Origin of the sequence: Methanosarcina sp. 1.H.A.2.2 (assembly GCF_000979975.1) — an archaeon.
Taxonomy (GTDB): domain Archaea; phylum Halobacteriota; class Methanosarcinia; order Methanosarcinales; family Methanosarcinaceae; genus Methanosarcina.
The window spans coordinates 1-26,911 of sequence record NZ_JJQL01000066.1 but is presented as its reverse complement, the minus strand read 5'-3'; the positions used below and the strand labels follow the sequence as shown (position 1 = coordinate 26,911).

Here is a 26,911-nt window from a genome sequence, read left to right as displayed (position 1 = left end):
GGTTCTGCCAAATTAGGGTAAAATAATCCCAAATACAAGAAAGCTTTAATAGAAGTAAATTAGGAATAAAACTTGATATAATATTTTCAATACAGACATTAATAATAATAATCAGGTCTAATTAATCGTCCTATTATTTCATATTACAAAACTTGCGACGAACCTTTAATAGAGATATACACAAAACGAACCTGAGTTATACCCTTTGAAAAAGGAGTAATTTTTATGCAAAAACTCATTAATTCCCATAAAAAGAGAAAAGAACTGGTTTTTATAACCACCTCTCTTTCAGTTCTGATTTTGGCTTTACTGATGATTTCTCCTGCAGCTGCATCCATTAGCGACTGGGAATTATCCCCTGAAAGACCTGTCATCGGAGACACTCTCAGTTTAGACGGGAGTGCATCCCCAGAAGAAGAAATCGATGTGCTTGTAAACTTTGAAAAAACGGTCCCGGTTTCGGGAGGGGAGTTTGAATATATTCTTGAAGACGTGAAGATCCCCGACGGGTTTGACAACAGCTTTACGGTCGAAGCTACGGGGGCCAAAAACCTGAATGTGAGAGTAAAAATGACTGTATGGATAACGAAAAGCGCAGACGCCTCCGGAAACACTGCAACCGTATCCCAGTCAAGTGTCCCACCAGGAACCTACATAATAAAGATTGACGGAAATGCCGCAGAAGGAGCTTCAACTGTGGACCTGAAGATCACAGCTGTCCAGGGAATAAAGGCTGACTCAGAAGGAGATTTCAGTTACTCCTACAGCACAAAAGCAGTTCCTGTGGGAGACTTTGAAATTAATGTAGGAGGCATCACAAAAACAGTAACTCTTGAGTCTGAAAGTGATTCAGGCAGATCCTCGTCTTCATCCTCATCTTCCTCGTCCTCATCTTCTTCCCCGGAGATTGTGTCTGATCCAGAACCTACCCCATCAGAACCCCTGGAAGAGACACGCACCCCCGAAGCTGCCTCAACTCCAGAGGAAAATATAGGAGAAGAGGAAACTAAACTTTCCGGAGATACTCAAGACCCCGAAAGCTCTCAAAACCCCGAGTCATTTATCAACATAGCCTTTATGCTGGGAGGATTTGGAATAGCATGTGTCATCCTTTTTTTATATTCAAAAAGGAAATGAAGTAAAAAACAGCGACAAAAAGTAGAATATTCTTCTGACCAGACAGGTAGGCGAAGATGAGGAATATATTTACTGTGAAAACTACCCCCGACTAACTGGGGGTTTTACGCTTCTTCTTATAAAGCTGAAACTTCCAGTTTCGTCCTGTTTGCAATCTCTGTAAGGAAGAATAGATAGTTGGGAGTGAAAACAGGGAATTTCGAAAATTGTCAGCTTTTTTCGAGGCCCCCTCATACGAACGATTGTGAACTACCCGCTAAATCTAAAGATTTAACGGGATTCATGGTTCATTCCTTTAACTTTTGTTCACAAGTCCCAGGCTCTTCCCCGAGTTCCGCAGGTGTTATATTCCAATTAGATTTTGATCTATGAGAGCTAATTTATTGATATTGATAGTAGCATTAAGGTCTCTATCATGCTTTGTGTTACAATCAGGACATTCCCATTCTCTATTTTTAAAGTTGATTAGAATTGTGGTAGCCACAAACACTGCAAAGCTTAGAAGATAGTTTAAACTGCCCTATTCTCAGGATAATTTTTCCAAACCATTCAGCCTTAGTATTCTAACTTTGTTACAAAGCTGCTCCATGCAGAATCACTTATAGCCGGGGCTAACTGGTGGTTCTTAATCATGCCTTTAACATTCAGAGTTTCAATAACTGATGCTTGGTTCTCGTTAACAAGCCTAAAAAAAGTTTGTGCTGGGAACATTCCTCTGATTGCTTACTTTCACATAGAGTGTAGCAAGTCTTTGTTTTGCATTTTCTCTGTTTTTAGAGACTTCAAAGTCTACAAAGTAGTGTCGAGGAACAGGAAAAGACTGGATAGGAGTATTCTTTGAATTAAACTTCATTGGTCATCGGTTAAAGAATTTTCTTGCCCTAAAGCTATCGATTTTGTACTGGAAGCCAGCCTTAAGTTTTGGCATAATTACATGAAATCGATACCTTGTTCCGGCCTCCAATTGAATCAAATATTTGACAAATGCTGTGGAAGTGGAGGCAATTTATCACGATTCTTCACTTAACCGAAGACGCATGAATTAAACTTAGGAAATCCTATTTCCTCTAAAAAATCGAGTAAAATAAGTATACTGGACCCGTTACACACTGATTTAGGAGGACCCTCACAACATTAGAAAAAGAGAAAAATGAGTATTCGGAAAATCCGAAATTAAATAATCTCTACAACCTTGAAAGTAACAATTGAAATAAAACAGAAGAGCAAAGGTAGGATTGCCAGGTTAAAAGAACTGTTAAGGGCCTTGTTCCAGTGCTCGGATGCCGAAAGGACCTCCTTTAAAGAAAGAAGGGCAATCAGCCCGACAACTACCGCTGCACCATACTGAGGGAGCCCGGGACTTGTAACCATGGAAATTGCACTCGAGGAAATTGCGCTCGATGAAATTGCACTTGATGAAATTATGCTTAATAGAATACAGATACCTCCCATAAATAATAACTTAGATATACTCAAGATTTTGTGAAATTAGTCATATAGGAAGAGTGCATACTATAAAAAAGTTTCCTGAGATATTAAACGATTGAGATATAAAATATAGTAGAGTAGTAGTATAGCCACATAGACCAGAACCTCACAGAGGGAGAAGAATACAGAGAAGAATCAGCACCTAAAGAAGGATATAGAGTTTCATACAGAAGGTTATGAGATAAGAATGTTGAGAAGCTTATAGAATAAATGCGAGAAAAGGATATAAACATCAAATAACATTACTAAAGCGTTTGCCAAAAAAAGAATAGGAAGTGAAAATCGGAAGTATGCAGTCATGTTAATTTAAAAAATTGGGGAGTCGGTAGAACTCAGGATATACTATTAAAAAACAAACAGAATAGAAAATCATATAATTGAAATCCAGAGAATTTAACTCACTATCAATAGAAATTTATATAAAATTCACGGTAAAAATCTATAGAATGATAGGTCCTTAGCATTATTATAAATGTATAATTTTGACCTGGTTATCACAAAAATTTAAATAGACACATAATAAAAATAAGTAGTATGTCCTTGTTTGAAAAGGAGTAAATCCCATGAAAAAATTCATTCATCCCCCTAAAAGGCGAAAAACATCTGCCTTTATAATCCTCTCCCTTTCGGTTCTTATTCTGGCTTTACTTACAATCTCACCTGCAACTGCAGCAGTTAACAGCTGGGATTTATCCCCCGAAAACCCCGTTCTTGGAGATACCCTTCGAATTAAAGGGAGTGCATCTCCGGAAGAGGAAATCGAAGTACAGGTAACTTTTGAGAAGGCCGTTCCGGTATCCGGAGGGGAGTACGAGTACATATTGGAAGGCGTGAAAATCCCTGACGGTTTCAAAAACCGCTTCACAGTCCAGGCCAGCGAAGCCAAAAACCTCAATGTCAGGGTAAAAATGCTAATCTGGGTGACTAAAAGTTCAGAAGCTTCCGGAAACACTGCAACTGTGACGCAGTCAAGTGTCCCTCCGGGAACCTACCAGATAAAGATGGATGGGGATACCAGAGGAGGAGCCTCAACTGTGACCCTGAAAATCACAGCTGTCCAGCAGATACAAGCTGATTCGGATGGTGATTTCAGTTATTCTTATAATACAAAAGCCGTTCCTCCGGGAGACTTTGAAATAAGTGTCGGGGGCATCAAGAAAAAAGTAACCGTTCAGCAGGGGAAGATCCCAGCTGTGACTCCAGCCCCTTCAGAGGAAACAGAACCTGAACCCGTAGAAGAGACCGGGGAAACAGAAGATACTGAAGACAGCTTAAATCCAGCCCAGCCCCCTGAAAACGGAAATGAAACATCTGTTTTAGATATAGAAACTCAGGGGCCCAAAGCTGCTGAAAATACAGGACTGTCTGTAGATACAGCTTATATGCTGGGAGGAATGGGAGCAGCCGTTCTAATCCTTATCATGTATTCAAAAAGAAAATGAAGCAAAAATAGGAATTTCAGCCCATAGCATGCAAACAATTTGCTATCCTGAAACTGATGAATCAAACAGATTCAATGGGAATATGGAGGAATGTAAATTGAGAAAAAGTCTATTGATACTTATACTAACGATATTCATATTAACCTCTGCACCGGCAATGGCGGGGGGTGGAAAAACAGATGTAAACCAGCTCGGCAACATAAACTTTACCGATAAAGTGGTTTACTTCCAGAGCCATACAAGCGACCCGGCCGAAGGGAACTGGATCACAATGGGATGCCCAAATGAAGGTAGAAGAGTCCAACTTCCTCAGCCGATAAAACTCACTTATAACGGCCCTAAATATGTAGAATATAGCGGGGCTTCCGGGACCTTAAATAAGGGAGAAAAAGAAAGTTATACGATAACATACCCTTCAACTGATTCTTATACCACCCTCCCCGTTTACCTCCCTGATGAAGATGTGAGCATGTCTTTCCACGGAGAGACCGATCTTGAAAGAGAAAACGTAGATATCTACCTGTTCAAAGTGACCTCGGACTGTGCATACGGGCTTCTTGATGCCTTCCAGGCAGGAGATATCGAAAATTTAAACACCCTTTTCCAGGACAGCGTTGATGGAGAATATGAAAAGTATTCTACTCAACTCGGAGATTGCGGCGATTTATCAGACTATGACCTTGGATGCCTTGGTGCAGGCCAGTACTGCATAGTTATGGTTCAGCAAAATGATGACGGAAGCATGACAGTCCTTTCTTCAACAGTTTTTGTGGTTGTGGAATCTGAACTGTGCGTCTCCTCCCCTTCAAGTATAAAAAAAGGGGATGAACTGGACATAAGCATAACAGGAGCTACCAACGAAAACACCTGCACCTACGGAGCAGTCCTCATAAAGGAACAGGCATACAAAGCAAACATAGAAATCAACTCCGATGGCACCAGGGACGGAACTTCAGTAATAGTAAACGATCTGGACCTTATTGATGAATTTGACATAACCTCCTCAAACTACAGGTCTAAACTGACCAGGAACGAGCTTCAGAAAGAAATCCAGACCCTTATAGGGGAAGGAAATGGAGCCATAGCAATAGGGGAATCTGGTCAGAAAAAACTGTCACTTACCGCATTCGATCTGCCTGTAGGCTGCTATTACCTCCTTGTGGGCGCATATACCCCCGAAAAGGGACTGGTAGGGCTCTCCCAGATGGCAATCGAGATTAAATCAAAAGGAAATTCAAACGGTGGCGGCAATTCAGGAGAAAACAACGGAGGAAAAGGAGGCAACGGAGGAGGCAACGGAGGAGCAGGAGGTTCCCCTGAACCTGCGAAAAATGTCAAGTCAAAAGAGCTCTGCCAGCAGTTTGTCTCAAATGGCCACAGGATAAAGTTTGAGTTCACAAAGGGAGCTACCTCTGTCGGTTATGTGGAGTTTGGCGCCAAAAAAACCGCAGGCAAGATAACAGCCATTATTGAGGAACTGAAAGGAAAATCCCCACTTACTCCCACCGAGCCTGAAGGAGAGATCTACAAACACCTTAATATCTGGGTAGGAAACGGCGGCTTTGCAAATTCAAACAACATTGAAAACGCCATTGTGGGCTTCAGGGTAAGCAAGGAATGGATAACTGAAAACCACATTAACACGGATGCAATAACCCTTCAGCATTTCAACGGAGATCAATGGGACTCCCTTAAAACGGACAAAGTAGACGAAGATGATGAGTATCTCTATTTTGAAGCTGAAACTCCGGGCTTTTCCCCATTTGCAATTACAGCCAGCAAGAATATCCTTGAGATTGGAGAAAAAACAGGAGACACTGAGGGTCAGTCAACTTCAGATGCAGGGCAACAAGACAATTCAGGGTCAGTTATGGAATCTGAGATGTCTTCTAAAGAAAACGGAAAAACTGGATTAAGAATTGCCAGTTTCTTTATAGGTTTCCTTGTAATCGTTCTGACGGGGACAATTATAAAGAAGAAAATAGACCAGAACAATGAAGATGGAGATGAAGATTCTGAAGAGTAACTGGAGATTCTGAAGAGTAACTGGAGATTCTGAAGAGTAAGAACGAACAGGAGATATTATTTCTCCTGTTTAAATTCGATTTTTAAAATTACCATGTTGAATAATTGATCCGGTTTTAAAAAATCAGGCCCTTATAGACTTAAATAAGGCTTTTTAATCCCTGTTCCAGTTCGATCTCTCCTTTCCACCAGCCGGCAATTTTTGAGACATCTGCCCTTGAGTCCCGAACATCTCCTGCCCTTGATGCGGCATGGATGATCTGGCTTGAGGAGCCGGTTAGTTTAATAATATTCTCAGCAAGCTCCAGGACTGTTACGCTTTTTCCCATAGCTACATTGAAGACCTGACCATCCCCATGCTCGAGGGCTGCTACGTTTGCCCTGACAACATCCCTGACATGCACGAAGTCCCTGCTCTGAAGTCCGTCGCCGTAAATGACGAGGTCTTTTCCTGCTTTTGCCCTTTCCAAAAAAAGGGGGATAACGGCTGCGTACGGAGATTTCGGGTCCTGGCGCGGACCGTAGACATTAAAGTAACGCAGGCAGGTAGTCCGAAGCCCGTGGTCCTCATAAAACATTCGTGCCAGATACTCACCGTCAAGTTTGGAGATTGCATAAGGTGAGGCAGGTTCAGGATACATGCCCTCGCTTTTAGGAAGTACAGGGTTATTCCCATAAATTGCAGCTGAGGATGCAGTCACAAATTTTTCAACTCCTGCCCTGACGCATGCCTGCAATACATTAAGTGTTCCAAGAGTGTTTATCCGGAAAGCCTCGACTGGCTTTTCACAGCTGAGAGGCACCGATACCAGGGCAGCTTCATTGAAGACGCAGTCCATGTCCGAGACCGCCTTTTCAACTACAGCGGGATCACAGATATCCCCCTGGATGAATTCAACATTTCTGTGCTGAGGGATATTTCGGGAAAAACCAGTAGTAAGATTGTCAAGGATCCTTACACTATGACCTGCTTCTGAGAAATACTCAGCTAAATGGGAGCCTATGAAACCTGCTCCTCCTGTAATCAGCACTTTCATGTTTCGAGAAAAGGAAGAGGTATAAAATAAAATTTTCCGTGCGAGCCTGAAAGTTCCTTAGTTCGGGAAAAATAGTGAAAGATATAAGAAATGATTATTATCAGGAAAAATCCCTTCAGAAGGGAAAAAATTTTCATAGAAAGAAGCCTTATGGGTACAGGGGAATTAAAAAAAATTGGGAATTCGGGTCTTCACGATAAACCAGAAACTGAGAAGTAAAGTACAGTTAGCCATACAGCTTTACAGTTAGCCATACAGCTTGAGGGGGCGGGATAATTTCCAGAAAATGTTTCTTCAAATTAGTGGCTTACTTACCAGTTTATTAAGCCGATTTACTCAATCGATTATTCCTTTCAGGTTTTCCATTATTCTGCAGTAGCAATCTCTGAAGAGAGAATGCTGGCTGAGTAAAGTGGGGAAAATGCAGCAGGGCAAAATGCGGCATGTGTATAAAAAAGATAGGGATATATGCATAAATCAGCATAAATCGAATTAATTATAGAAGATTGGCGGAAAGCTTACATAACTATAAATTGTAGGAAGATGGAATACTAAATATTTTAGCAGTGATAAAAATGGCTGGAAACAGACAATCTCCTCTGGATCTGCTGCTTGTGGCAGGTCTTGTGATCCTTACTGATATCTTCATACTTGTGCCCGCACTCAGCGGAAGCTTTCTGCGTACAATCTTTGGACTTCTTCTGGTCCTTTTCTTGCCAGGATATGCCCTGATAGGGGCTCTACTTCCTGCAAAAAAAGACATTGACGGAATTGAAAGAGCCCTGCTTTCCTTAGGATTAAGCATTGCCGTGGTCCCACTCATGGGCCTTGGAATGAACTACACTAACTGGGGAATCAGGGAAGTTCCCATCCTCGCAGGGCTTTCCATTTTTACAATTCTCATGTGCGGGGCGGCATATTACAGAAGACGCCAGCTGCCTGAAGCTGAAGCTTTTGAAGTCCCGGTCAAAGCCTCTATCTCTGCTCTGAAGGCAGATCTTCTGGGAGAAACTCGGGGGGAAACCAGATCCGGAGCCGACAGAGCCATTTCAATGTTACTGGTAATCTCGATTCTGGCCTCTCTTGGCAGCCTTGCTTATGTCATAGGAAATCCCAGAGAAGGAGAAGCGTTCACCGAGTTTTATATCCTGGGGCCTGACAGAATGATTGAGAACTACCCCACAAATTATACACTGGGAGACAGTGGAACAGTTGTTGTAGGGATTACGAACCATGAGTACAGGACTATGGATTATACAATGGAAATCAGGCTTGAAAATCGTTCCCTGCCTCTTCCGGAAAACCAGAAATATGTCAACCTTGACCGTGACGTATCCTGGAAAGAGCCAGTTACTTTTACTCCGCCGTTTGAGGGAAAGAACATGAAACTGGAATTTCTGCTTTTTAATGAAACCGAAAAAAGTGTGCCTTACAGGAACGTGCATCTCTGGATTAATGTCACAAAGGAGGACTGAAGATGGCATCTCCAGACTATCCATCTTCAGAACTGGAAGCAGGACAGATCTCTTTGCCGGAGCTTGGGAAAATGTTTAAAATGCAGACCGATGAAAAAACCGGATTCTTAAAAAAGATGTTCTCTGCAGGAGCTCCCGTTATTGCTATTGCTTTTGCCGAACTGTTAATCTTTAGCGGAAGAATAAAAGAAGCCGCGATAACCTATACGCTGATTCTCATCATCCTTTCACTTTCAATAATGGTCTCAAAAAAAATGGAGATACGCAAAGTTCACCAGGCACTTATACTCCTGCCCATTCTTCGCATGGTAAACATTTCAATGCCGATCTTCTTTGAATCCAACCTTTACTCTTTCGTATTCATATATGTACCTATGACAATTCCGGCAACTATCATATCCATTCATCAAAAAATCCCGGGAGAGAGGAAAGTAGATTTACTCAGGAAAATGTGGATTTATCTGCCCGTTTCTGTCCTCGCAGGCCTGATCTTTGCAGAGGCAGAGTATTTATTAATCCAGACCAGCCCTCTTATCCCGGATCTTTCACCCATTAACCTGCTGGAACTCGCAATTATAATGATTTTTGTAGTCGGCCTGATAGAGGAATTTATCTTCAGAGGGATTGTCCAGACAAGGCTGGAAGAGTTTTTAGGGCCTGTGGGAGGCATCCTGCTTGCAAGCCTGTTATTCGGGATAATGCATTCAAGTTATGGCACCCCTTACGAGATGGCATACACATTTCTTGCGGGAGGCGCACTTGGGTATTTATTTTACAGAACAAAAAGCTTTTCTCTCGTAGTAATGATTCACGGTTTTATAAACATATTTTTATTTGGGCTAATTCCACACCTGGGTCCGGGATTGGGACTGATATAAACACTGTGGAAAAAAGTATAAAAGAAACTATACATAACATAGTGCACAAATTAAGCAAGATAGGCGAAAATTAAAAGCCCATGCAAAATCAAAGTCGTTACTATATCAACAGATGAATTTCAACAGATGAATTTGAGAATGAGTTAAAAAGGAAAATCGGAGAAGTTACCAGAGTTGCAAACGAAAATATATGGAATCGGAAAACACCAGAGTGTGGGAAGAAAGTACAGGAAAAGATGGGATGTAAATATATAAATACGGAAGAAAAACTATGAAGCCTCTCATGCTCAAACCTAACAGAGCAGGACTGAAGCCCCTGTTTTGTTTACTCATTATACTAATCCTTTTTTTTGGGGCTACAGCCTCTCATGCCGCTGCAAAGGTAACAGGCTGGGAAGTAAGCCCTGAGAACCCGAAAATCGGGGATACTCTTATAATCAGCGGACTTGCCACTCCTGAAGAAGAAGTGGAGGTTTCGGTTTCCTTTGAAAAGACAGTGCCTGTATACCTGAGAGAGTACACCTACGAGTTCGAAAACATTGAAATCCTTAATTTTAATAACCTCTTTACTGTAAGAGCAGAAGGGGTGGAGAACCTTAAAGTTAAAATGAAAATGGTTCTCTCAAAGACAGAGAGCGCCTGGGCAGATGGCGGGATAGCTACCGTGTCCCACTCCGGGGTTTCTCCGGGAGAGTATAGAGTCAGGGTAGACGGTATAGCAGAAGATGGAGCTTCAGGTGTTAACCTGAAGGTCACAACAGTTCAAAAACTGAACGCCGGAAAAGACGGAAAGTTTAGCTACAGGTACAGTACCGGATCGGTTCCTTCAGGAAAACTTGAAATCAAATTGGGGAATTCGGAAAGGGAAATTATCTTTGACGCAAAAGGAAACGTCCCTGTCTTGCAGGCTCCTCCGGCTTCTTCTCAGGTCCGGGCATCCGGAGAGCCTGAGGAGAGAAAAAATTCCGAAATGGCACTTGCAGGCAAGGAATCCACAGATACGGAACTAACAGACAGAGAAAATGAAGAAAAACGCAGTATTTACCTAGCTGAAAGTTCGTGGGATGAAGATAATACTATAGCTGCAACTGCTGGAGAGGTCCCTTCAAAAGAATCAGCAAAAGAATCAGCAAAAGAACAGGAAATTCAAGAGCATGAGAATCGGGTCATCGATTACTTCTATTTGCTTGCCGGTATCTTAGCAGGATTTGGGGTTTTACTGGCGGGCAGGATGAAAAAGTAAATAGTGTTGACCTCTTTATTCCCTGTGTCCCGTAGAGTATATAAGTGTGGTTCTCTTAAAAGGGAGTCGAAAGTTATTTAGTAACAGGATTTCAGGGCATTTCGGAGAAAAAGTTTATGGGAAGGCACTCAAACCGCTTCTGGGAAATTGATTGCCTGCGGGGTTTTGCCGTTATTTTAATGCTCGGATATCATTTTCTCTATGACCTCGATTTTTTCGGGCTTGCTGATATTGAGTTAAGGTCCGGCACTTTTTTATATATAGGTAGAGGTGCAGCATTCCTTTTTATCCTGATATCCGGAGCCGCTCTTTCCATAAGCCGTTCAAGAGGTCTTGATAATGGAGTCTCAGGAAAGCCTGCGGAAAATTTTTCAAAATACCTTAAAAGAGGGCTGAGACTTTTTGCAATGGGAATGATAATTACAGGAATAACCTGGATTTTTTTTCCGGGACAGTATATTCTCTTTGGGATCCTGCACTTTTTCGGAGTCTCAGCAGTGCTTGCCTACCCGTTCCTGAAGTACGGAAAAGAAAACCTGTTCTTTGGCCTGTTTTTTGGCATTATAGGGCTCTACCTCAAAGACAGGACTTTCGGGTTTTCTGCTCTTCTCTGGTTGGGCTTCAGGCCAGAAGGCTTCATAACCCTGGACTATTTCCCTCTGTTCCCCTGGTTTGGGGTACTTCTTACAGGAATTTTCCTTGGAAACTCTCTCTATAAAGATGGAAATAGGCAGTTTAAAGTCCCGGAAGCCGAGAACTTCTTGCTTCAGAAACTCATTTCCTGGATCGGAAAACATTCCCTGTTCATATATTTTATCCACCAGCCTCTCTTCCTCGGACTTTTGCTCCTGAGCGGGCTCCTTGACCCGGGAATGATCTAAATATTTGCTACCTGCCTGTTTCCTCTGCGAAAAACTGCTTTTTCATCTGCTTTTTTGGCGCAAACAGAATTGACAGAAAGAACTAAACCTGCTGGTTTTATATATTATATAGAGTACCTGATTTTGCATTATTATCCGGTATTTAATATTACATCTGTAACTACTCAACGATAATATTTTCACATAACCAGGTAATGTTTTCACATAACAAAGCAATATTGTCGTATAACCGGGAAATATTTTCACATATAAAATTATCCACGTATTGCAATACGAGAAACCGTACTGCAATACTAATCTTGCACTGTCCCCTGAAAAATCATCAGCGCGATTTACCCGTGTATATACAGTTGAACTCTTGAGAATCAACCTGTAAGGAATAAAAAAGTGCGAAACCACAAAGAAAATGGAGAAAAGAATGTATCTGGAAATTGCAATGCTTGCCTATTTTGTAGCCCTCTTCCTAACAATTCGAGATATTCGGATTTTTAAAAGAACGGGGTATTTTTCCTACAGGAAAGGTGCCCTCAGGGGGCTTGCAGCTTCTTCCCTGATCCTCTTAGGGGCAATCAGCATTGAGATAAAGCCGGATCTTGGTCTGCTTATTGTTTTACTCGGGCTTATTGTCAACCGCAAAGGGGTAAGAGAACCGGTTTTTACGAGTGCAGGAACACTTGACCGCTTTCTTGGAAAGACTGATTATGTAAAGAGCAACAAGTTAAAAAGAAGAGATTAAAAAACAGGAATAAACAAAAACTGAAGGGTGAGAAGGGACAGGTAGAAATATAGTCCTCACGGTAGAAATTAACACTTTACAAACTGATGTGGATGTATTTATCGTCACGTACCAAAATTTCTCTACTTACTCTTAAATATAAAGTGAACCACGGAAAACACGTAATAAAGGAAGTACGGGCACAAGCGTTAAGTGCTTTCCGCGTCTTCCGTGATTATAGCATCAGGAGAGGGGTTTTCCCTGACTTTCTGTGTTTTCCGCGCCTATAAACCTTCGAGTGACTTAAGTGTATATTTACATCAGAAACTATGGCAGAAGAAAAAACATTTACAGAAAAGGTAGGGACATTCCCGAAAATACTTTTTCACCCCAAAACTTATAAATCTCAAGTTACCTATTAGTCGACAAAATCAGTATAGTTAAATTTTTGAATCCAGTTTCCGCTAAATCATTAATCGGAGATAGAAGAAAACCCATGTTATGGAACTGCTTCCTTCTCCGACTTCACGTTAACCAGAATTCACAGGGAAACATGGTTAGACAAACCACAAAAACTTGAATAACTGGAATAAAAAACAAAAATCTAAGAGGAGATACGATGGGAAATATAAGACAGACAAACATCAAAAGAACTGCATTTAGCCTGCTTGAAAACTACGGAGACGTTTTTACAAAGGACTTTGAGACCAACAAACTCCTTGTGACAAAGTATACAACCATTGAGAGCAAAATAATCAGAAACAGGGTTGCAGGCTACGTCACAAGAAAAGTTGCACGCATGAAAGTTTACTGAATAAGTTTACTGAATAGATAAAGAACTTATTTCCAGGGAACAGGCAGGGATATCGTATATGTTTGAAGGAGCAATGCCTGCCCTGATCACTCCTTTTACGAAAGACGACAGGATTGACAGGGAAGGTCTACGAAGGAATATAGCGTTTGTAGAAGAGGGAGGGGTTTCAGGAATCGTGCCCTGTGGCACAACCGGAGAATCGGCAACCCTTTCCGCTTTGGAGCATGAAGAAGTAATCAACATTGCAGTGGAGTGCGCAAAGGTTCCTGTGATTGCAGGAACAGGTTCAAACAACACGGGAGAAGCCCTCCAGTTTACAAAACATGCCGCAGATGCGGGTGTTGATGGCGTACTTCTGATCTCTCCCTATTACAATAAGCCTAATCCTGCAGGCCTGCTTGCTCACTTCAAGAAAATTGCAGAGGCAGTAGATATCCCTATGATCCTCTACAATGTCCCCTCCCGGACAGGGCAGGACATGCCTGTGGATGTTATCACCAAACTTGCAAAGGTAGAAAACATCGTGGGAATCAAAGAAGCCAGCGGGAACGTCGGCAAAGTTTCCCAGATCCTTGAGCAGACTATAGATGAAGATTTCGTGGTGCTCTCAGGCGAGGACGGGCTGACTCTTCCGATTATTTCCATGGGAGGCAGCGGAGTCATTTCAGTTGTTGCAAATATTGTGCCTGACAAAATGTCGGGAATGGTAAATGCAGCCCTCAGGGGAGACTACGAGACTGCAAGAAAGATCCATTTCGAGATAGCCCCTCTAATACGTGCCCTTTTCCTTGAAACAAACCCGATTCCGGCTAAGAAAGCTGCAGAACTTATCGGGCTCGCAAGCGGGCACCTGAGGCTTCCACTCGCTCCCATAAGCGACGACAACCAGTTAAAGCTTGCAAATGAGCTCAGAAAACTGGGGGTAATGGAATGATTAATGCAGCAGTACTCGGAGCCTGCGGCAGGATGGGCTCCTTAATTATAGAAAACATTACCTGCTCCACCAACATGCAGCTAGTTGCTGCTTTTGATGTGGGCAACATCGGAAAGGATGCAGGGGAATTTGCTCATGTGGGCAACCTGGGAATCCAGATTTCAGATGTTAAAGACCTCGAAACAGTCCTGAAAAAGACTCAGGCTGATGTCCTTATCGACTTTACTATAGCCGGTGCAACCATTGTAAATGCGCCTGTTGCCGCAGGATGCGGAGTAAACCTTATAATAGGAACTACGGGCCTGACTCCGGAACAACGGACAGTAATTGATGAAGCTATCCGGAAAAACAAGGTACGTGCAGTCATATCTCCGAACTATTCCGTAGGAGTTAACGTCTTTTTCAAACTCCTTAGAGAAGCTGCAAAGTATCTTGAAGACTACGATATAGAGATTATCGAAGCTCACCACAACCAGAAAAAAGACGCTCCAAGCGGGACCGCTCTTCGCGCAGCTGATGTGATCAGTGAGGCTCTGGGTGGCAAAGAGTACGTATACGGAAGGGAAGGTATAGCCCCCCGCGGCAAGGAAATCGGAATCCACGCCGTGCGTGGAGGAGACATCACCGGAGACCACACTGTACTTTTCGTAGGAAACTCCGAAAGGATTGAGATCCGGCATATGGCTCATTCCCGCCAGATCTTTGCCAAAGGTGCAGTCCGTGCAGCCGAATGGGTCTGCGGGCAAACCCCCGGAATTTATAATATGGACGACGTGCTCGGCCTCTGAGCTGATTGAGTCAAACTCATTCAGCCCGATTTTTAATTTTATACTTTTTTTGGATAATCCTTTTGAACCCCAGCCAGATGGGGGCATTTTTGAGAATGGATTTAAGTTCCGCTCCCTCAATTCAAACAGTAATCTCCCCTATGGAAAGGGGCTGGCCTTCTGCATAGTCAGCATAGAGTTCGACTTCAACAGTGTTCCAGGGCTGAACATTCGTACTGTATGTTTCCGTAGACATGTTGTCAAGAGTGAATTTGAACGTATAATCCACGATTTCAAACCCCGGAACCCGGAACCGGAAGGGTTTGGGATGATAAACTTCCTCTCCTGCTGCAAGTTCATATGTTTCATCAAGCACGGAATTATTTTCCGAGTCATAGATTTCTACCCTGAGTTCATGCCCTTCGTTGTCATGGTTCCTGACAGTAAAAAGTGGAGTCGGTGGCCCGGCAATGAGATAGGGGACGACCACAAACAGTAACATGAATATCAATACCAGAAGGGAAATTCCGAGCATTAGTTTTCTTCTAAAACTTCTCATAATGATTTCACCTGATTGCTGTGACTGAATCTCAATTACTGAATCTCAATTACTGAATCTCAATTACTGAATCTCAATTACTGAATCTCAATGCCGGCCTCAGGGCTAACTGAAATTGTCATAGGCACATCTGAAGCGCTGGATTCTTCAAGCGGTCTGTTCCCTGTAGAAGCATCAGATTTTGAAAGAGAGGATTTGTTTTCGGTCTCCACGAAAATACTGACGTTATTCGAGCTGGTCTGCCCTATCCAGTAGGGTTTTGTGAGATCTTCCCCTCCAGAAGTGTGATACTCTGCAAAAAGAGTATATTCTCCCGGGGGAAGAGTCCAGCAGCTTGAATCCTGGTTTATCTTCAGAGACTCTCCCGGCTGAAGTTCCACAAGGGCGTCATCCATTAGCAACTCCCTTTGAATCACCCCGCATTCATAAGGTACATAAGAGCCGTTCGAACTCACAAAAGTAATATCATAACTGATCTGTTCCATCAATTTCCACACGTTTACATTTGTATTTCCTGCGTTTGTCAGGGTAAGCTCGATATTGAAGGGTTCTCCTTCAGTAACCCGGGTTCTATCGGGTACAAGCGTAAAATCCAATTCTTCTGCTTGAGTTTCCGAGTTTTTACTGTCAATACACCCTGAGCAAAGAATCAAAAAGAAAAAAACTGAACTGATCAAAGAAACTCTTTTATTTAGTTTCATGTCTACCCTTCCCGGCCAACCCTCACACCCCATAGGGATTTAAAGAGCGATCAGTCCCTGCCAAAGCAGAAATCTTCCTCCTTACACCGAAGGAGCAGCTCAAGGACTGAACCCCTGCTGGCATCCCTGCTGCCGGGGACAAGGACTATAATTTTTTCAACAGGCTCATAGATCTTTATTTTTCTGCCCCTCTGGCTCCATTTTACCTCTGAAACCCGTATCATACCTACAGCGATAAGGGAGTCGAGATTATATTTGAGAGTGCTTAAGCCCAAACCGAGCTTTTCTGCAAGTTCACCTGCTGACAGACCCCTGGTTTCCAGAAGCTTCAGGATTTTTATTGAATTTGCATTGGAGAGAGCCTTCATTAGTTTCCGGGAATTTTCCGAAATAAACAAAACTTCTAAACTTTGTTCTGAATAATCCTCCTTCTGCATATCAAACCCTCATTCCATCTTCAGCTTCTAACTTAGATTAGCGTGAAACCTAATTTAATTATTATACTATTCAAAAAATATTCCTGCTTGAAAACAAATTTTGACCTTATTCCATATAGATTTTCCGGCCAGATCATCAAACTATTATTGAGAAAATTCAGGATTCCTGCTGTAAGGTTAAAATTTTTATGATTTTAGCTTCAAAAAATTAGAAAGATAGAAAGGCATAAATAGTCAACATCCGGATGTTTACATATGTTCCTTCCGGCAGGTGAAAAACAGTTTGAATTCTGGGTTCTGCGCCGAAACGGGCTCCCGAATATCAATATAGCAAAGCGTTTCGGGGTCTCAAGGCAAGCGATCTCAAGAGCCCTCCTCAGTATGGATAAACGCATTGAAGAATCCCTGCTTGAGATGGCCAGGGCAAACAGGATAGAAGTAGAAAAGCTGGACTCAAAGAAAGGAATTCTCTTAGGAAGATCAGTTCCTTTCAAGACCAGCGCAATAGTCTTTGTCTCAGTAAAACATGGAATGCAGGTCTGGTACGAACATGAAGGGGAATGCGGGTCTTGCGAAAGGTACAGGGAATGTATCGAACTCCTCTGGGACTTTGCAGAAGAAATGCAACTCAAACTCCAGAGTTCGGAAGACCCCACAAAAATAGCTGATGAATTATTTGGAAAATTAAAAGAATTGGTGGAGCAGGCCTGATTTAAGGCAAATTAAATGGGGGAAAGATAGACGATGGATGTATTCACAAAAAGTATAAGAAAACTGATGGGCTGGTGTCCGAATGCGGGTGCTATGGAAACCAGAAAAGCAGTGCAATTCGATGAACTGATGGTAAGTGTATCCGGTAGTGCTGGAGAACAAACCCACACCACTCCGGGATGGTGGAACAAATACCGCAACAGGATTCTATTGAACTCACTGATTCTCACGCTGCTGGCTATTGGCTTTTTTATTTCAGAGGGGAAAAACAGATTGGACCTATTTATGATAGGTATAATCTCAGGTTTGGTGTTCAGCCTATTTACAGGGGTAACCGAATGGCGCAGACTCAACAAAGCTGCTGCCGGAGGATTCGGAAGGTTGCAGGTAACCAGGAAACAGATGTTAGTTAACTATCTGATTATAATTGGACTCATATTCATTGGTAGCTTCATCATCTGTTATTTCGCTGTAAAGACTGGCAGCTCCATTAAAGAGATATATGCATTTCTCTCAGGTTTCATTTTAATTGTCTGGACCCAGTACTTTGAAGTGGTTTACTGGGAGCGGAAAAATAAGAAGACATTGATTGTAGAGAAAGCATCTTTTTACACGGTAGATACTGAAGCAGGGGGAAGCAAATGAGAATTTGTACGAAAAGTGAAGGCGGGTTCAGGACAATATATTCCCGGAACGCATGCCCTGAAGGAAAGAGGGAACTGGAATGAACGGGTCAGAAGAATTCATCAAAAAACTGATGGGATGGTGCCCGAATGCAAAAGCACATGAAGCCAGACAGCAAACTAATTTTGGAATTTTTGAATTTGATATCCCGGATAGAGCTAAGGAAGATGATGGAGATCAGAAGAATCTCGGATGGATTCGGAAAACGAGTACATATACTCTCCTGATTAACACTTTATTTACACTCGTATATATTCTGGCAATTAATCACTTAGGTCTAAACCTAACCTTTTTACTCGCCGGATTTTTCATTTTCGTAATTTTTTTCGTTTTTGATTGGAAAAAGCAGATGCATAGGTACGATACTCTCACACAAGAACTCGTTCTCGATTATTCCGGCATGGAAAAAGTGTGTCGAATAATGACCCTAATTTTCTACGCAATACTTTTTTATTGGATTTTTTCCGGAGATATGGTAAAAAATTTTTCTTTGCAAGTAACCTTTTCATTTATGGGTGGAATAGTGATCGGGATGTGGCTTAATTATTTCCAGCTAATATATTGGCAGAAAAAGAACCACAAAACAATTTATTTCAACAAAAGTTACGGAAAATGGAAGAAATCATACATTATTCAGGAGAAAAAATAGATGCCCAATAAGACTTTTGTTTTTGACCAGATCAAAAAGCTGATGGGCTGGTGTCCGGCTTGCAAGAGAATGGCAACACAAACAAAAAAGTCCTGTTACTTTACAAATATGGACCCAATTTCCGGAAAAACAGAAAATAGTCCGGAATTCCAAACTTCAAATGTAGTGTTTCCTGCAAATTCAACTCTGAGTTATTTTCTTTTTTATACAGGTTTCAGCCTGCTTCTGAGGTATCAAGGGGACATCACACTCTTCCTGGCCGGTCTCTTCCTGCTTAACACCTGTTACTACTTTCTATTTCTCAAAACTTTCAAGGCAGCTGTTCTGGTAAACAGATTTGGTGTACACCTGCAGGCCTTCAGGCTGAAGAATTTGGAAATTCCTTATGAAGAGATTGAAAGCGTGTCTTCATACCGGCTTGAAAAACGTTCAAAGAAAATGTCCCTGCTTTTAGTAATTGGAGGAATTGCCCTTTGTGGATTCTTTGTTTACATCGCTGTTGCAGAAGGAGAATGGAAGCCACTTCTGCTACTGGCCTCAATACTTCCTCTCCTGCTGTTTATGGAGAAGAAACAAAAAACCCAGTTATTGGACCTGAATACGCAGCTGTATATTAAAACAAGACACAAAAAATGGTATGAATGGACTCCTTACTATTCCGTGGTCACGGATGAAGCCTCGGCTGAAGAGCTTAAATCATTTATTGAAAGGCATTTGTGAAGGCGTATGAAATGACTTTCGTGAAATACTTTAGAAAATTGATGAGCTGGTGCCCAATGAAAAACTCCTTCGGGAAAGGAAGGCGGGAAGACTGCTTTTCTGGCTTTAAATTGGAAAATGGGAGCCAGACAGTACCCTCTCCCGTGAATCTGCAGAAAAAAATAATTTATAATGTTCATGTTAGCATTTTTCCTGAATTGTGGGCTGTAATAATCATTCTCTTCGCATTAATAATCTCCTTGCTTCTATGGACATATAGTCCTGAAGACTCTTTTTCAATTATCCTTTCAGAGCTTATTCTGTATTTACCTCTCATACCACTATTACTTTCCCATCGCTCCAGTACTGTCGCGGCAATGCCTGAAAAAATCATAATCAAAAGACCTATGCGTAAGACAGTTGTGATTGAAAAAGAGGACATCAAACAAATCTCGATAGAGAAGAATGAAAACCATTCCCTGCGCTGGCTTATGCGCTTAGTCTTCCTAACTACCATTCCAATTATACTGTATCGTAAAATAGAATGGATAATAAAGGATTTACAGCTGGAAGAAACAGCTTCAGCCCCCGCAAAACTCGGCTTATTTCTTCCACAATTCTTTGTAGTTACATATCTCCTTGTGTTTTATTACAACTTCGAACTCCAAGTGCCTTATCAGCGGATTCTTAAAGTGACCACATTTTCAAACATGAAACTTTGGATATATACTGAAAAACCGGAAGAAATTATAGCGATCCTCAGAAACGAGAAGGAATAAGAAAAGAGAGGAAAAAGAGGAATTATTCTGAAATTGTGATTCCCTGGAGACTAATTACCTGGAAAATATAAACAAGCTCATTATTTCAGGCTTTTTAAGAGTTGTTGAAAGCCCTTTTCATCCACAACCTTCTGGGTATTGAGCATCCTCTTAAATTCATCGACGCCTTTTTCCCCGCCTTTCCCCTCAAGCTTATCCTTCAGCTCCATTGCCGCCCGCAAAAGCCCGGCTGCCTCCTCATAGAGAGCTTCTGCCTCTGCCTTTGTAAGTTCCTCGGTTTCCAGCAGTTCTTCATCTGCTTTTGCCCTTTCCTTCAGTTTCGGGATAAGAGTCCTGATTTTGACAGCTTCGTCGGGATTGAGGGGTTCTTTTTCCCCCAGTTCCCGGACCATATCCCGCAGCCTGTACTCCTCACCGTCAATCTCCACGCTTTCAGGGATTTTCTTCCCGGCCCAGACAAAGTCGCTCCTGAGGCTCCAGAGGAGTTTGTTACGCTCCTGAGAACCAAGATATTCTGATTCGGTTTTGTTTGTTTTGTTCTCATCTTTCAGCATGAACTCTTCCCCTCAAATCCAGACATACTTTTATGATTTATCCGCCCGGGCTCTTATTCTTTTCCATTCCTGCCCGGAAAACCGTTTTAATCTACATTGAAAGTGTAAGAGTAAACTGTGAAAATCTACTGAACTGGCATCCGGAAAAGGACTTATCTTACCCGGAGAGAATACCGGAAGACCTCAGATTTGTCGCATTTTCAAGCCAATTTTTCAAGCCCACATATACTGCACTTGAATCTTACTGGAGTAATTTTTTTACTTAATTTCCATTTATCATTATTAATTTTTTACCCACGCATACAAAATAGATTGAAGAGTTTATTGTCCAGTTATGATCTATTCCTCTTTTTTGTTTTAAAAAACAGCTGCATTATGCCTTTAAAAAGAAGAAAGGATGATTTATTTCATAGCGACCATATAATTAATTAGATTAGTCCATTTAAAACAGATGTATTAATTATATACAGACAAGTATTAAATATTTAAGAGAATTATTATCTATGGGGGGAATTTAGACTAACTAGTAGTCAGATAAGGAGCCTGGGGAAGAGGTAGAAATATTGAATATAATATTTCCTTTTCTGATTCCAGAAGATCATTTTTCCTCCTAAATAGAGAATGAGGTGAAAAACTGAGGTATTTGACTAAAATCTTAGTACTTACAGCTTGCCTGATCGCATTGAGTGGGGTTGCAGCAGCCTGTGACTGCGGAACTAACGAATGTAGAAGCCCCGGTTACTGGAAAAATCATGCAGACTCATGGCCTGTTCAGTGTATCGAAATTGGAGGGATCTCATACAGTAAAACTGCAGCAATAGAAATAATGCAGAAGCCTGTAAAAGGGGACAAGACTTACACAATGTTCGATGCACTTGTTGCTGCCAGACTGAATGTAGCCAATAACTGTCACTCATGCCAGATAGATAATACAATCGAAGACGCAGACCAATGGATGGGTGCAATCCCGTACTTTGGTCCAGTGGGCAGTGGTGTAAAGGCAAGCAGTGACGCATGGCAGAAGCGCACAGAGATAGAAAAGTGCTCAATTCCATCCGGAGAATATCTGTATAAGAAGCTTGATGCCTACAACAACGGACAGTTATAATTAAAAAACAATATCAACCAAGCTAAAACTTAAGTCAACCACTTATAATCCTTTATCCCACCGGGCAACCGGTGGGAATTTCAAGATAAAAAGAGATCCATATTCCTCGGCAGGAGTACCGCACTGCCGAGGACTTCCTTTTGCTGAAAAGTGCTGAAGAACATCTGGCTTTCCTGATGATCAGCACTTCTTCTTTTCACGGCTTTTTTAAAGGATCAAAGCAGATTTTCCGCGATCTCGTCGGAGATTACGTGTTCACAATACAGGCAGTGGAGGGAAACTCCTTCTTCTTCGGACTGCAATACTGAAAATTTGGATTTTATGGGTTCGCTGCTGTTAGAGATGCATTTTGGATTCGTACAGCGTACAACGCCTTCCACATAAGACGGAAGCACGACATCATTTTTCTGAACCACTTCAAAATCCCTGATGATATTAATTGTAGCTTTAGGAGAGATCAGGGCTATTCTGTTAAGTTCCTCAACACTGAGTTCCTTTCCCTCGATCTTAACAACGTCTTTTTTGCCTCCCGCCCCGGGAGCGTTCATCACAAAACTGATAGTTTCCCGAAAAGCACTGGAAATTCCCAGGATGCGCAGAACGTTTAGAGCCTGTCCAGCCTTTACGTGGTCGATCACAGTCCCGTTTTCGATTGCCTGAATCTTCAGGTCCCTTTTTTCTTTCACTCAATCGCCCCCATTGCAAGAGCAAGCAGTGCCATACGGATTGGAACTCCATAGAAAGCCTGCTCGAAATAGCGTGCATGGGGGGTTTCATCCACCTCAGGAGAGATCTCATTGACCCTCGGGAGAGGATGAAGGATCTTAAGGTCAGGGTCTGCAGCTTTTAAAAGATCGCCTGTAACCCTCAGACTGTTTTTAACCTTTTCATATTCATCAGGATCAGGAAAACGCTCCCGTTGAACTCTTGTCATATACAGGACATCGACATCCCCTATTATATCCTCAAGAGAATCAGTTTCCTTTACACGGATCTTTTGCTTCCGAAGACTCCGGACAATTTCAGGGGGCATCCTGAGTTCCGGAGGTGAAACAAAGGTCATTTCGGCCCCATAAAGGGACAGGGCATGGCAGAGGGAATGGACAGTCCTCCCGTATTTAAGGTCTCCTGCCATGGCGATTTTCAGGCCTTCAAGATGGCTTTCCCTGCGGATTGTGTAGAGGTCAAGAAAAGTCTGGGTAGGGTGATGAACAGAACCATCCCCTCCGTTGATCACAGGGACAGTCGCGAACTCCGCAGCCATCTGTGCCGATCCGTCAAGGGGATGACGCAGCACGATAAGGTCAGCATATTTACTGATCACGCGGATAGTATCAGCAAGGTTTTCCCCTTTCATGACAGAGCTTGCCTCAACTGAGCCCAGGTTCAGGACCTGTCCTCCAAGCCTCCGCGTAGCAACCTCAAAAGACAGCCTTGTTCTTGTGCTTGGTTCAAAAAAAAGAAGAGAAACAATTTTTCCATCCAGCAGCCGGGACCTTTCCTCGCCCCTGGCAACAGGTTCAAGTTTTTCGGCGGTATCCAGAACATAGTCGATTTCTTCCCGCGAAAAATCTTTCATTGAGATGACGTGTCGGTTCTTAAATGGCATCGAGTTTTCATAAATGATTCCCAGAGATATAACCTTTGCTCCGAAAATATTTCAGGTTAGCGCTGCAACAATTAAGCATCGCCTGGCACATCGGTTATGCCAATTTACTTAGACACATTCTTTATGAATTCAAGCCAGAGCCTGGCATCCTTAACTCTCTGGTTGACAAATTGCTCCTGGAAGCGTTTTGAACTCTCTTTAAGAGCCCCACTTTCAATTTCTTTAAGATCCATTATCGCACGCAATAAGCCTGCAGTCTCGTGATAGAGAGACTTTGCCTGTTCCTGTGTAAGGGGTTTCTCTTCGAGCTCCTTTTCGTCCTTTTGTTCTTTTGCCGAAATAATATCGATACATTTATCTATTCCGGCTTTTTCGCTTGCCGTGAGGTTTTCTTTCTGAATCAGTTCCCATACATAGTTATGAAGCGGGTATGTTTCTCCTTCAAATTCCACATAATCCGGAATATGCTGCCCGACCCAGAAGAGACGGGAATGTAGAGCTGATAAAAGCTGTCTGCGTTCCTCATCAGTGATATATTTTTGAGAAAAGTCGTCTTCATCATCTGTTTTAAGGCTCTTTTCCATAAACTATCCCCAAACTAGATTGTTCTCCCTGATAAAAAAATTTTGTGAGAACTATTTAGTGACGAGTTTTCGGCTGCGAATTTGAAACTGCAAAAACCTAACCATTACAGGAAAAGTGTCCGGAATGAAAAGCAATATAGATAATGAAGAACTCACATACTAAAAATGAGCAGAAAATAATGAACAGTAAACAATGAACAGGGGTAATAAGTGAATCAAAAAAGGTAATAAAGGTCATAGTAAAAATTTAAGAGTATAATAAAAATTTAGAGCCTATAATAAAAATTTAAGATTTGTTCTAAAAATTCAAGATATGTAATAAAAATTAAAAAAATAAAAACAGAAGCGAAACCGATACAAAACTCAATTTTTCACTTTATTCGGTTTCCCAATAGAGGTGATACTATCGTTCCCATAATTCAGGTTGCACTTGATCTTCTGGAACTTGACCGCTCAGTTGAGATTGCAAAGGAAGCAATCGCAGGAGGTGCTGACTGGATCGAGATCGGGACCCCCCTGATCAAAAGTGAGGGCATGGACGCTATCCGTGCCATGAGAAAAGCTTTTTCGGACAGGACAATTCTTGCCGACATGAAAACCGTAGATACAGGAGCCATGGAAGTAGAGATGGCTGCAAAAGCCGGTGCAGACGTAGCCATCATCCTCGGCAGTGCAGATGATTCCACAATTCTTGACGCGCTCCGTTCAGCCCACAAATATGGGATCAGGTTGATGGCAGACCTTATCTCGGCTCCGGACCCTGTAAACCGGGCAGTGGAACTCGAAGCTCTGGGTGTGGACTATGTGAACGTTCATGTAGGCATAGACCAGCAGATGATTGGAAAAGACCCAATATCCATTTTAATGGAAATTTCAGAAAAGGTGAATTTACAGCTTGCAGTAGCTGGAGGGCTTGATGCCGAAAGTGCAGCTCAGGCCGTCAAAGCAGGTGCCGGGATTGTTATAGTGGGAGGAAACATAACCCGTTCTGACAATGTGACCGAAGCTGCAAGAAAAATAAGGCAGAGTGTGGACTCTCCTGAATCTGTAGATATCCGGAGCAGGGGAACCGTAGACCAGGAAATAAGGGAGATCTTTAAGGAAGTCTCCACCCCAAATATTTCGGATGCGATGCACAAAAAAGGGGCAATGAAAGGTATCCATCCTCTCGTAAGAGGAAAAATGGTGGGAACTGCCGTTACGGTGCAGTCTTTTGCCGGAGACTGGGCAAAAACAGTCGAAGCTATTGATATAGCAAAAGAAGGAAATGTAATAGTAATTTATAATGAAAGTAAGGATATTGCCTGCTGGGGAGGGCTTGCAACCCTGAGCAGTCTGAACAAAGGAATTGAAGGTGTGGTAATAGAAGGTGCTGTAAGAGACATTGACGAGGTAGAAACTCTTGGGCTCCCAATTTATACCAGCAATACAGTTCCCAATGCCGGGGATCCGAAAGGTTTTGGGGAAATCAATGCTGAAATCACCTGTGGAGGCCAGACTGTAAAACCCGGGGATTATATAATCGGCGACGAAAGCGGAGTTGTGGTTGTCCCAAGGGAACGGGCCTACGAACTTGCAAGAAGGGCAAAGGAAGTAAATAAAACCGAAAAGAGAATCTACGATGAGATCCGGAGGGGCGGAACCCTCTCAGAAATCCTGGAACTCAAGAAATGGGAAAAACTTTGAAAAAAGTTATCCTCAGGAAACTTCAGAAACCGGAAGTAAAGCAGGAATAAAAACAGAGGTAAGAACCGGGAATCAAAACCTGAAATAAAAACTAAACTAAAGAAGCTGCAGAAAATAATAAAACCCAGTAAGATAAAAGATTGTAACCGGAGAAATACACAAATCAAAAGAGTAGAAAACTATACATGATAGAAATTTTGAAATTGGCAGCCTGTCTGCCTTTTCTCCTTTACTCTTCCTACCTGGACCTGAAAACCCGCAGGGTTCCAAACCGTGTATGGAAGCTTATGCTTCTTTCCCTTTCAGGTTTCTTAATATATGAGATTGTGAAGGGGGGAATTTACTTTCTTTTCCAGTTAGTTTTTTCTTTTTTTTCCAGTTTATTTCTGGTTTATCTGCTTTTCAGGAGCAGGGTTTTCGGAGGCGCAGATGCAAAAGCACTGATAGTGATCGGGACTCTTATCCCGGTTTACCCTGCCCTTGAGTTTCACGGCTACACTTTTCCCCTGCTTGGATTTCCTCCTGCAGGGCTCTTTGCACTTACTGTTCTTGAAAATTCCTTCCTTCTTACCGCTGCCGTTCCGTTAGGACTTTTCTGTTACAACCTTCTTCATTTTACTCCTGATATGCTCAAAAAGCCATTTTATATGCTCTTTGCATACAGGATAAACATTAAAGATCTGCGAAGACTTCTGGAGAAAGGCAGGCACATCCGGCTAGCTGAACGTTTTGAGCTGAATAACGGGAAGTTATATCCTTTTTTTGCAGGCAGAGGAATTACTGTAAACCATAATATGCTCTCCCGACTTGAGGCACACGAAAAGCAGGGACTCCTTGGCAGCACTGTCTGGGTAACTCCAGGACTTCCATTCATGATTCCCATAACAGCAAGTTTTGTTCTGGCAGTCATATTAGGAGATCTCATTTATTATTTCCTGACAGAAATTCTTTCCCGATTTTACTTTTTTATAGGTAAATAAGTACATCATCTAAGACCTGATTAAGGATTGATAAAGAACCGGTGTCTTTTGAAACTTTTTTATACATTGAGACGCATAACAGTATTAATAAATTAATATGACGGATGTAAATTGATTCTACGATGGGGATGAAGCTATTTCGGGTTCAGGGTTCTTAGGAAAATTCACATATGATGAGAAAGCCGTAAGCCGTATTGTAGTCATTGCCCTCGCAATGATGTGCATGGGGCTCCTAGTGTCTTAGAAACTTAATTATGGTGCATAATATTTAGACATTTTCTCATCAGCAACTTTTCTCGTAAACTTCCAGTTGATCTTATTTTCATGTTCATTTC

General features: G+C 42.1%; 29 protein-coding genes and 1 pseudogene. 20 read left to right on the top strand and 10 right to left on the bottom strand.

What is annotated here, in order from left to right:
- Positions 1-225: 225 nt before the first annotated feature.
- Positions 226-1,137, top strand: a complete 912-nt coding sequence (locus EO93_RS10125) for a hypothetical protein (RefSeq protein ID WP_235284198.1) — start codon at positions 226-228, stop codon at positions 1,135-1,137.
- A gap of 343 nt (positions 1,138-1,480) precedes the next feature.
- Here EO93_RS10125 and EO93_RS10120 read toward each other — a convergent pair.
- Positions 1,481-1,915: pseudogene (locus EO93_RS10120) on the bottom strand (RNA-guided endonuclease TnpB family protein); the annotation flags it as partial.
- Positions 1,916-2,310: 395 nt separating this feature from the next.
- Positions 2,311-2,508: a hypothetical protein gene (locus tag EO93_RS10115; protein WP_235284197.1), complete on the bottom strand. Its 198-nt coding sequence runs from the start codon at positions 2,506-2,508 to the stop codon at positions 2,311-2,313.
- 680 nt (positions 2,509-3,188) lie between these two features.
- On the opposite strand from EO93_RS10115, the gene EO93_RS10110 reads away from it, so the two are divergent.
- Together EO93_RS10110 and EO93_RS10105 are read left to right on the top strand one after the other, a co-directional pair.
- Complete coding sequence (locus tag EO93_RS10110) at positions 3,189-4,067, top strand: hypothetical protein (RefSeq protein ID WP_235283305.1); 879 nt, start codon at positions 3,189-3,191, stop codon at positions 4,065-4,067.
- Between the two features lie 97 nt (positions 4,068-4,164).
- The gene (locus EO93_RS10105; RefSeq protein WP_235284196.1) at positions 4,165-6,093 is read left to right on the top strand and encodes a TIGR04279 domain-containing protein; all 1,929 of its coding nucleotides are present in this window, start codon (positions 4,165-4,167) and stop codon (positions 6,091-6,093) included.
- Positions 6,094-6,232: 139 nt separating this feature from the next.
- Here the strand turns inward: EO93_RS10105 and EO93_RS10100 are convergent, their stop codons facing one another.
- Positions 6,233-7,129, bottom strand: coding sequence for an NAD-dependent epimerase/dehydratase family protein (locus EO93_RS10100; protein ID WP_048162412.1), 897 nt, complete (start codon positions 7,127-7,129; stop codon positions 6,233-6,235).
- Between the two features lie 90 nt (positions 7,130-7,219).
- On the opposite strand from EO93_RS10100, the gene EO93_RS18475 reads away from it, so the two are divergent.
- The 9 genes from EO93_RS18475 to dapB all read left to right on the top strand — a co-directional run bounded on the left by EO93_RS18475 (position 7,220) and on the right by dapB (position 14,857).
- A complete protein-coding gene (locus tag EO93_RS18475) occupies positions 7,220-7,348 on the top strand; it encodes a hypothetical protein (protein WP_255350216.1) in 129 nt (42 codons plus the stop codon).
- 356 nt (positions 7,349-7,704) lie between these two features.
- Positions 7,705-8,604, top strand: a complete 900-nt coding sequence (locus EO93_RS10095) for a DUF1616 domain-containing protein (RefSeq protein ID WP_048162411.1) — start codon at positions 7,705-7,707, stop codon at positions 8,602-8,604.
- 2 nt (positions 8,605-8,606) lie between these two features.
- Positions 8,607-9,482, top strand: coding sequence for a CPBP family intramembrane glutamic endopeptidase (locus EO93_RS10090; RefSeq protein ID WP_048162409.1), 876 nt, complete (start codon positions 8,607-8,609; stop codon positions 9,480-9,482).
- A 271-nt stretch (positions 9,483-9,753) separates the two neighbouring features.
- Complete coding sequence (locus EO93_RS10085) at positions 9,754-10,725, top strand: hypothetical protein (protein ID WP_048162407.1); 972 nt, start codon at positions 9,754-9,756, stop codon at positions 10,723-10,725.
- A gap of 116 nt (positions 10,726-10,841) precedes the next feature.
- Positions 10,842-11,606 (top strand): heparan-alpha-glucosaminide N-acetyltransferase, encoded by a 765-nt coding sequence (locus tag EO93_RS10080; protein ID WP_048131256.1) that lies wholly within the window; start codon positions 10,842-10,844, stop codon positions 11,604-11,606.
- A gap of 418 nt (positions 11,607-12,024) precedes the next feature.
- Complete coding sequence (locus EO93_RS10075) at positions 12,025-12,342, top strand: hypothetical protein (protein ID WP_048131257.1); 318 nt, start codon at positions 12,025-12,027, stop codon at positions 12,340-12,342.
- Positions 12,343-12,940: 598 nt separating this feature from the next.
- Positions 12,941-13,135 (top strand): 30S ribosomal protein S17e, encoded by a 195-nt coding sequence (locus tag EO93_RS10070; protein WP_048131258.1) that lies wholly within the window; start codon positions 12,941-12,943, stop codon positions 13,133-13,135.
- A gap of 58 nt (positions 13,136-13,193) precedes the next feature.
- On the top strand, positions 13,194-14,069 hold the full coding sequence (dapA, locus tag EO93_RS10065) for a 4-hydroxy-tetrahydrodipicolinate synthase (RefSeq protein WP_048162404.1): 876 nt from the start codon (positions 13,194-13,196) through the stop codon (positions 14,067-14,069).
- Positions 14,066-14,857: a 4-hydroxy-tetrahydrodipicolinate reductase gene (gene dapB / locus EO93_RS10060; RefSeq protein WP_048162402.1), complete on the top strand. Its 792-nt coding sequence runs from the start codon at positions 14,066-14,068 to the stop codon at positions 14,855-14,857. The genes dapA and dapB overlap by 4 nt, the downstream gene beginning before the upstream one ends.
- 121 nt (positions 14,858-14,978) lie before the next feature.
- On the opposite strand, the gene EO93_RS10055 is transcribed toward dapB, so the two are convergent.
- The 3 genes from EO93_RS10055 to EO93_RS10045 form a co-directional block, all read right to left on the bottom strand.
- Positions 14,979-15,395 (bottom strand): hypothetical protein, encoded by a 417-nt coding sequence (locus EO93_RS10055; protein ID WP_048162400.1) that lies wholly within the window; start codon positions 15,393-15,395, stop codon positions 14,979-14,981.
- A 77-nt stretch (positions 15,396-15,472) separates the two neighbouring features.
- Positions 15,473-16,048 (bottom strand): hypothetical protein, encoded by a 576-nt coding sequence (locus tag EO93_RS10050; protein ID WP_156161289.1) that lies wholly within the window; start codon positions 16,046-16,048, stop codon positions 15,473-15,475.
- Positions 16,049-16,146: 98 nt separating this feature from the next.
- Positions 16,147-16,464: a transcriptional regulator gene (locus EO93_RS10045; protein ID WP_235283377.1), complete on the bottom strand. Its 318-nt coding sequence runs from the start codon at positions 16,462-16,464 to the stop codon at positions 16,147-16,149.
- 324 nt (positions 16,465-16,788) lie between these two features.
- On the opposite strand from EO93_RS10045, the gene EO93_RS10040 reads away from it, so the two are divergent.
- The 5 genes from EO93_RS10040 (at position 16,789) to EO93_RS10020 (ending at position 20,055) form a co-directional block, all read left to right on the top strand.
- Positions 16,789-17,244 (top strand): hypothetical protein, encoded by a 456-nt coding sequence (locus EO93_RS10040; protein ID WP_048162395.1) that lies wholly within the window; start codon positions 16,789-16,791, stop codon positions 17,242-17,244.
- Positions 17,245-17,277: 33 nt separating this feature from the next.
- Positions 17,278-17,889 carry a DUF1673 family protein gene (locus tag EO93_RS10035; RefSeq protein WP_048162393.1) on the top strand — a complete coding sequence of 204 codons (612 nt, stop codon included), beginning with the start codon at positions 17,278-17,280 and terminating at the stop codon, positions 17,887-17,889.
- A 79-nt stretch (positions 17,890-17,968) separates the two neighbouring features.
- Positions 17,969-18,577: a DUF1673 domain-containing protein gene (locus EO93_RS10030; RefSeq protein ID WP_048162391.1), complete on the top strand. Its 609-nt coding sequence runs from the start codon at positions 17,969-17,971 to the stop codon at positions 18,575-18,577.
- Complete coding sequence (locus EO93_RS10025) at positions 18,578-19,297, top strand: DUF1673 family protein (RefSeq protein WP_048162388.1); 720 nt, start codon at positions 18,578-18,580, stop codon at positions 19,295-19,297.
- A gap of 11 nt (positions 19,298-19,308) precedes the next feature.
- A complete protein-coding gene (locus EO93_RS10020; RefSeq protein ID WP_235284194.1) occupies positions 19,309-20,055 on the top strand; it encodes a DUF1673 family protein in 747 nt (248 codons plus the stop codon).
- Positions 20,056-20,135: 80 nt separating this feature from the next.
- Here the strand turns inward: EO93_RS10020 and EO93_RS10015 are convergent, their stop codons facing one another.
- Positions 20,136-20,609 (bottom strand): DUF5788 family protein, encoded by a 474-nt coding sequence (locus tag EO93_RS10015; protein ID WP_048162384.1) that lies wholly within the window; start codon positions 20,607-20,609, stop codon positions 20,136-20,138.
- A 643-nt stretch (positions 20,610-21,252) separates the two neighbouring features.
- Here EO93_RS10015 and EO93_RS10005 point away from each other — a divergent pair.
- Positions 21,253-21,717: a hypothetical protein gene (locus EO93_RS10005; RefSeq protein WP_048162380.1), complete on the top strand. Its 465-nt coding sequence runs from the start codon at positions 21,253-21,255 to the stop codon at positions 21,715-21,717.
- 215 nt (positions 21,718-21,932) lie between these two features.
- On the opposite strand, the gene pyrI is transcribed toward EO93_RS10005, so the two are convergent.
- The 3 genes from pyrI to EO93_RS09990 all read right to left on the bottom strand — a co-directional run bounded on the left by pyrI (position 21,933) and on the right by EO93_RS09990 (position 23,910).
- On the bottom strand, positions 21,933-22,403 hold the full coding sequence (gene pyrI, locus EO93_RS10000) for an aspartate carbamoyltransferase regulatory subunit (protein WP_048162378.1): 471 nt from the start codon (positions 22,401-22,403) through the stop codon (positions 21,933-21,935).
- Positions 22,400-23,326 (bottom strand): aspartate carbamoyltransferase, encoded by a 927-nt coding sequence (gene pyrB / locus EO93_RS09995; protein ID WP_048131269.1) that lies wholly within the window; start codon positions 23,324-23,326, stop codon positions 22,400-22,402. Before pyrB ends, pyrI begins: the two co-directional genes overlap by 4 nt.
- 104 nt (positions 23,327-23,430) lie before the next feature.
- On the bottom strand, positions 23,431-23,910 hold the full coding sequence (locus tag EO93_RS09990; protein ID WP_048162376.1) for a DUF5788 family protein: 480 nt from the start codon (positions 23,908-23,910) through the stop codon (positions 23,431-23,433).
- A 414-nt stretch (positions 23,911-24,324) separates the two neighbouring features.
- On the opposite strand from EO93_RS09990, the gene hxlA reads away from it, so the two are divergent.
- A complete protein-coding gene (hxlA, locus tag EO93_RS09985; RefSeq protein WP_082105863.1) occupies positions 24,325-25,596 on the top strand; it encodes a 3-hexulose-6-phosphate synthase in 1,272 nt (423 codons plus the stop codon).
- A gap of 203 nt (positions 25,597-25,799) precedes the next feature.
- Positions 25,800-26,576 (top strand): A24 family peptidase C-terminal domain-containing protein, encoded by a 777-nt coding sequence (locus tag EO93_RS09980; protein WP_235284193.1) that lies wholly within the window; start codon positions 25,800-25,802, stop codon positions 26,574-26,576.
- Positions 26,577-26,911: the final 335 nt, after the last annotated feature.

Excerpts from the sequence above, each read along its gene's own strand:
- EO93_RS10125 (WP_235284198.1), top strand. The coding sequence starts at position 226 with ATGCAAAAACTCATTAATTCCCATAAAAAGAGAAAAGAACTGGTTTTT.
- EO93_RS10115 (WP_235284197.1), bottom strand. The coding sequence starts at position 2,508 with ATGGTTACAAGTCCCGGGCTCCCTCAGTATGGTGCAGCGGTAGTTGTC.
- EO93_RS10110 (WP_235283305.1), top strand. The coding sequence starts at position 3,189 with ATGAAAAAATTCATTCATCCCCCTAAAAGGCGAAAAACATCTGCCTTT.
- EO93_RS10100 (WP_048162412.1), bottom strand. The coding sequence starts at position 7,129 with ATGAAAGTGCTGATTACAGGAGGAGCAGGTTTCATAGGCTCCCATTTA.
- EO93_RS18475 (WP_255350216.1), top strand. The coding sequence starts at position 7,220 with ATGATTATTATCAGGAAAAATCCCTTCAGAAGGGAAAAAATTTTCATA.
- EO93_RS10095 (WP_048162411.1), top strand. The coding sequence starts at position 7,705 with ATGGCTGGAAACAGACAATCTCCTCTGGATCTGCTGCTTGTGGCAGGT.
- EO93_RS10090 (WP_048162409.1), top strand. The coding sequence starts at position 8,607 with ATGGCATCTCCAGACTATCCATCTTCAGAACTGGAAGCAGGACAGATC.
- EO93_RS10085 (WP_048162407.1), top strand. The coding sequence starts at position 9,754 with ATGAAGCCTCTCATGCTCAAACCTAACAGAGCAGGACTGAAGCCCCTG.
- EO93_RS10080 (WP_048131256.1), top strand. The coding sequence starts at position 10,842 with ATGGGAAGGCACTCAAACCGCTTCTGGGAAATTGATTGCCTGCGGGGT.
- EO93_RS10075 (WP_048131257.1), top strand. The coding sequence starts at position 12,025 with ATGTATCTGGAAATTGCAATGCTTGCCTATTTTGTAGCCCTCTTCCTA.
- EO93_RS10070 (WP_048131258.1), top strand. The coding sequence starts at position 12,941 with ATGGGAAATATAAGACAGACAAACATCAAAAGAACTGCATTTAGCCTG.
- dapA (WP_048162404.1), top strand. The coding sequence starts at position 13,194 with ATGTTTGAAGGAGCAATGCCTGCCCTGATCACTCCTTTTACGAAAGAC.
- dapB (WP_048162402.1), top strand. The coding sequence starts at position 14,066 with ATGATTAATGCAGCAGTACTCGGAGCCTGCGGCAGGATGGGCTCCTTA.
- EO93_RS10055 (WP_048162400.1), bottom strand. The coding sequence starts at position 15,395 with ATGAGAAGTTTTAGAAGAAAACTAATGCTCGGAATTTCCCTTCTGGTA.
- EO93_RS10045 (WP_235283377.1), bottom strand. The coding sequence starts at position 16,464 with ATGAAGGCTCTCTCCAATGCAAATTCAATAAAAATCCTGAAGCTTCTG.
- EO93_RS10040 (WP_048162395.1), top strand. The coding sequence starts at position 16,789 with ATGTTCCTTCCGGCAGGTGAAAAACAGTTTGAATTCTGGGTTCTGCGC.
- EO93_RS10035 (WP_048162393.1), top strand. The coding sequence starts at position 17,278 with ATGGATGTATTCACAAAAAGTATAAGAAAACTGATGGGCTGGTGTCCG.
- EO93_RS10030 (WP_048162391.1), top strand. The coding sequence starts at position 17,969 with ATGAACGGGTCAGAAGAATTCATCAAAAAACTGATGGGATGGTGCCCG.
- EO93_RS10025 (WP_048162388.1), top strand. The coding sequence starts at position 18,578 with ATGCCCAATAAGACTTTTGTTTTTGACCAGATCAAAAAGCTGATGGGC.
- EO93_RS10020 (WP_235284194.1), top strand. The coding sequence starts at position 19,309 with ATGACTTTCGTGAAATACTTTAGAAAATTGATGAGCTGGTGCCCAATG.
- EO93_RS10015 (WP_048162384.1), bottom strand. The coding sequence starts at position 20,609 with ATGCTGAAAGATGAGAACAAAACAAACAAAACCGAATCAGAATATCTT.
- pyrB (WP_048131269.1), bottom strand. The coding sequence starts at position 23,326 with ATGCCATTTAAGAACCGACACGTCATCTCAATGAAAGATTTTTCGCGG.
- EO93_RS09990 (WP_048162376.1), bottom strand. The coding sequence starts at position 23,910 with ATGGAAAAGAGCCTTAAAACAGATGATGAAGACGACTTTTCTCAAAAA.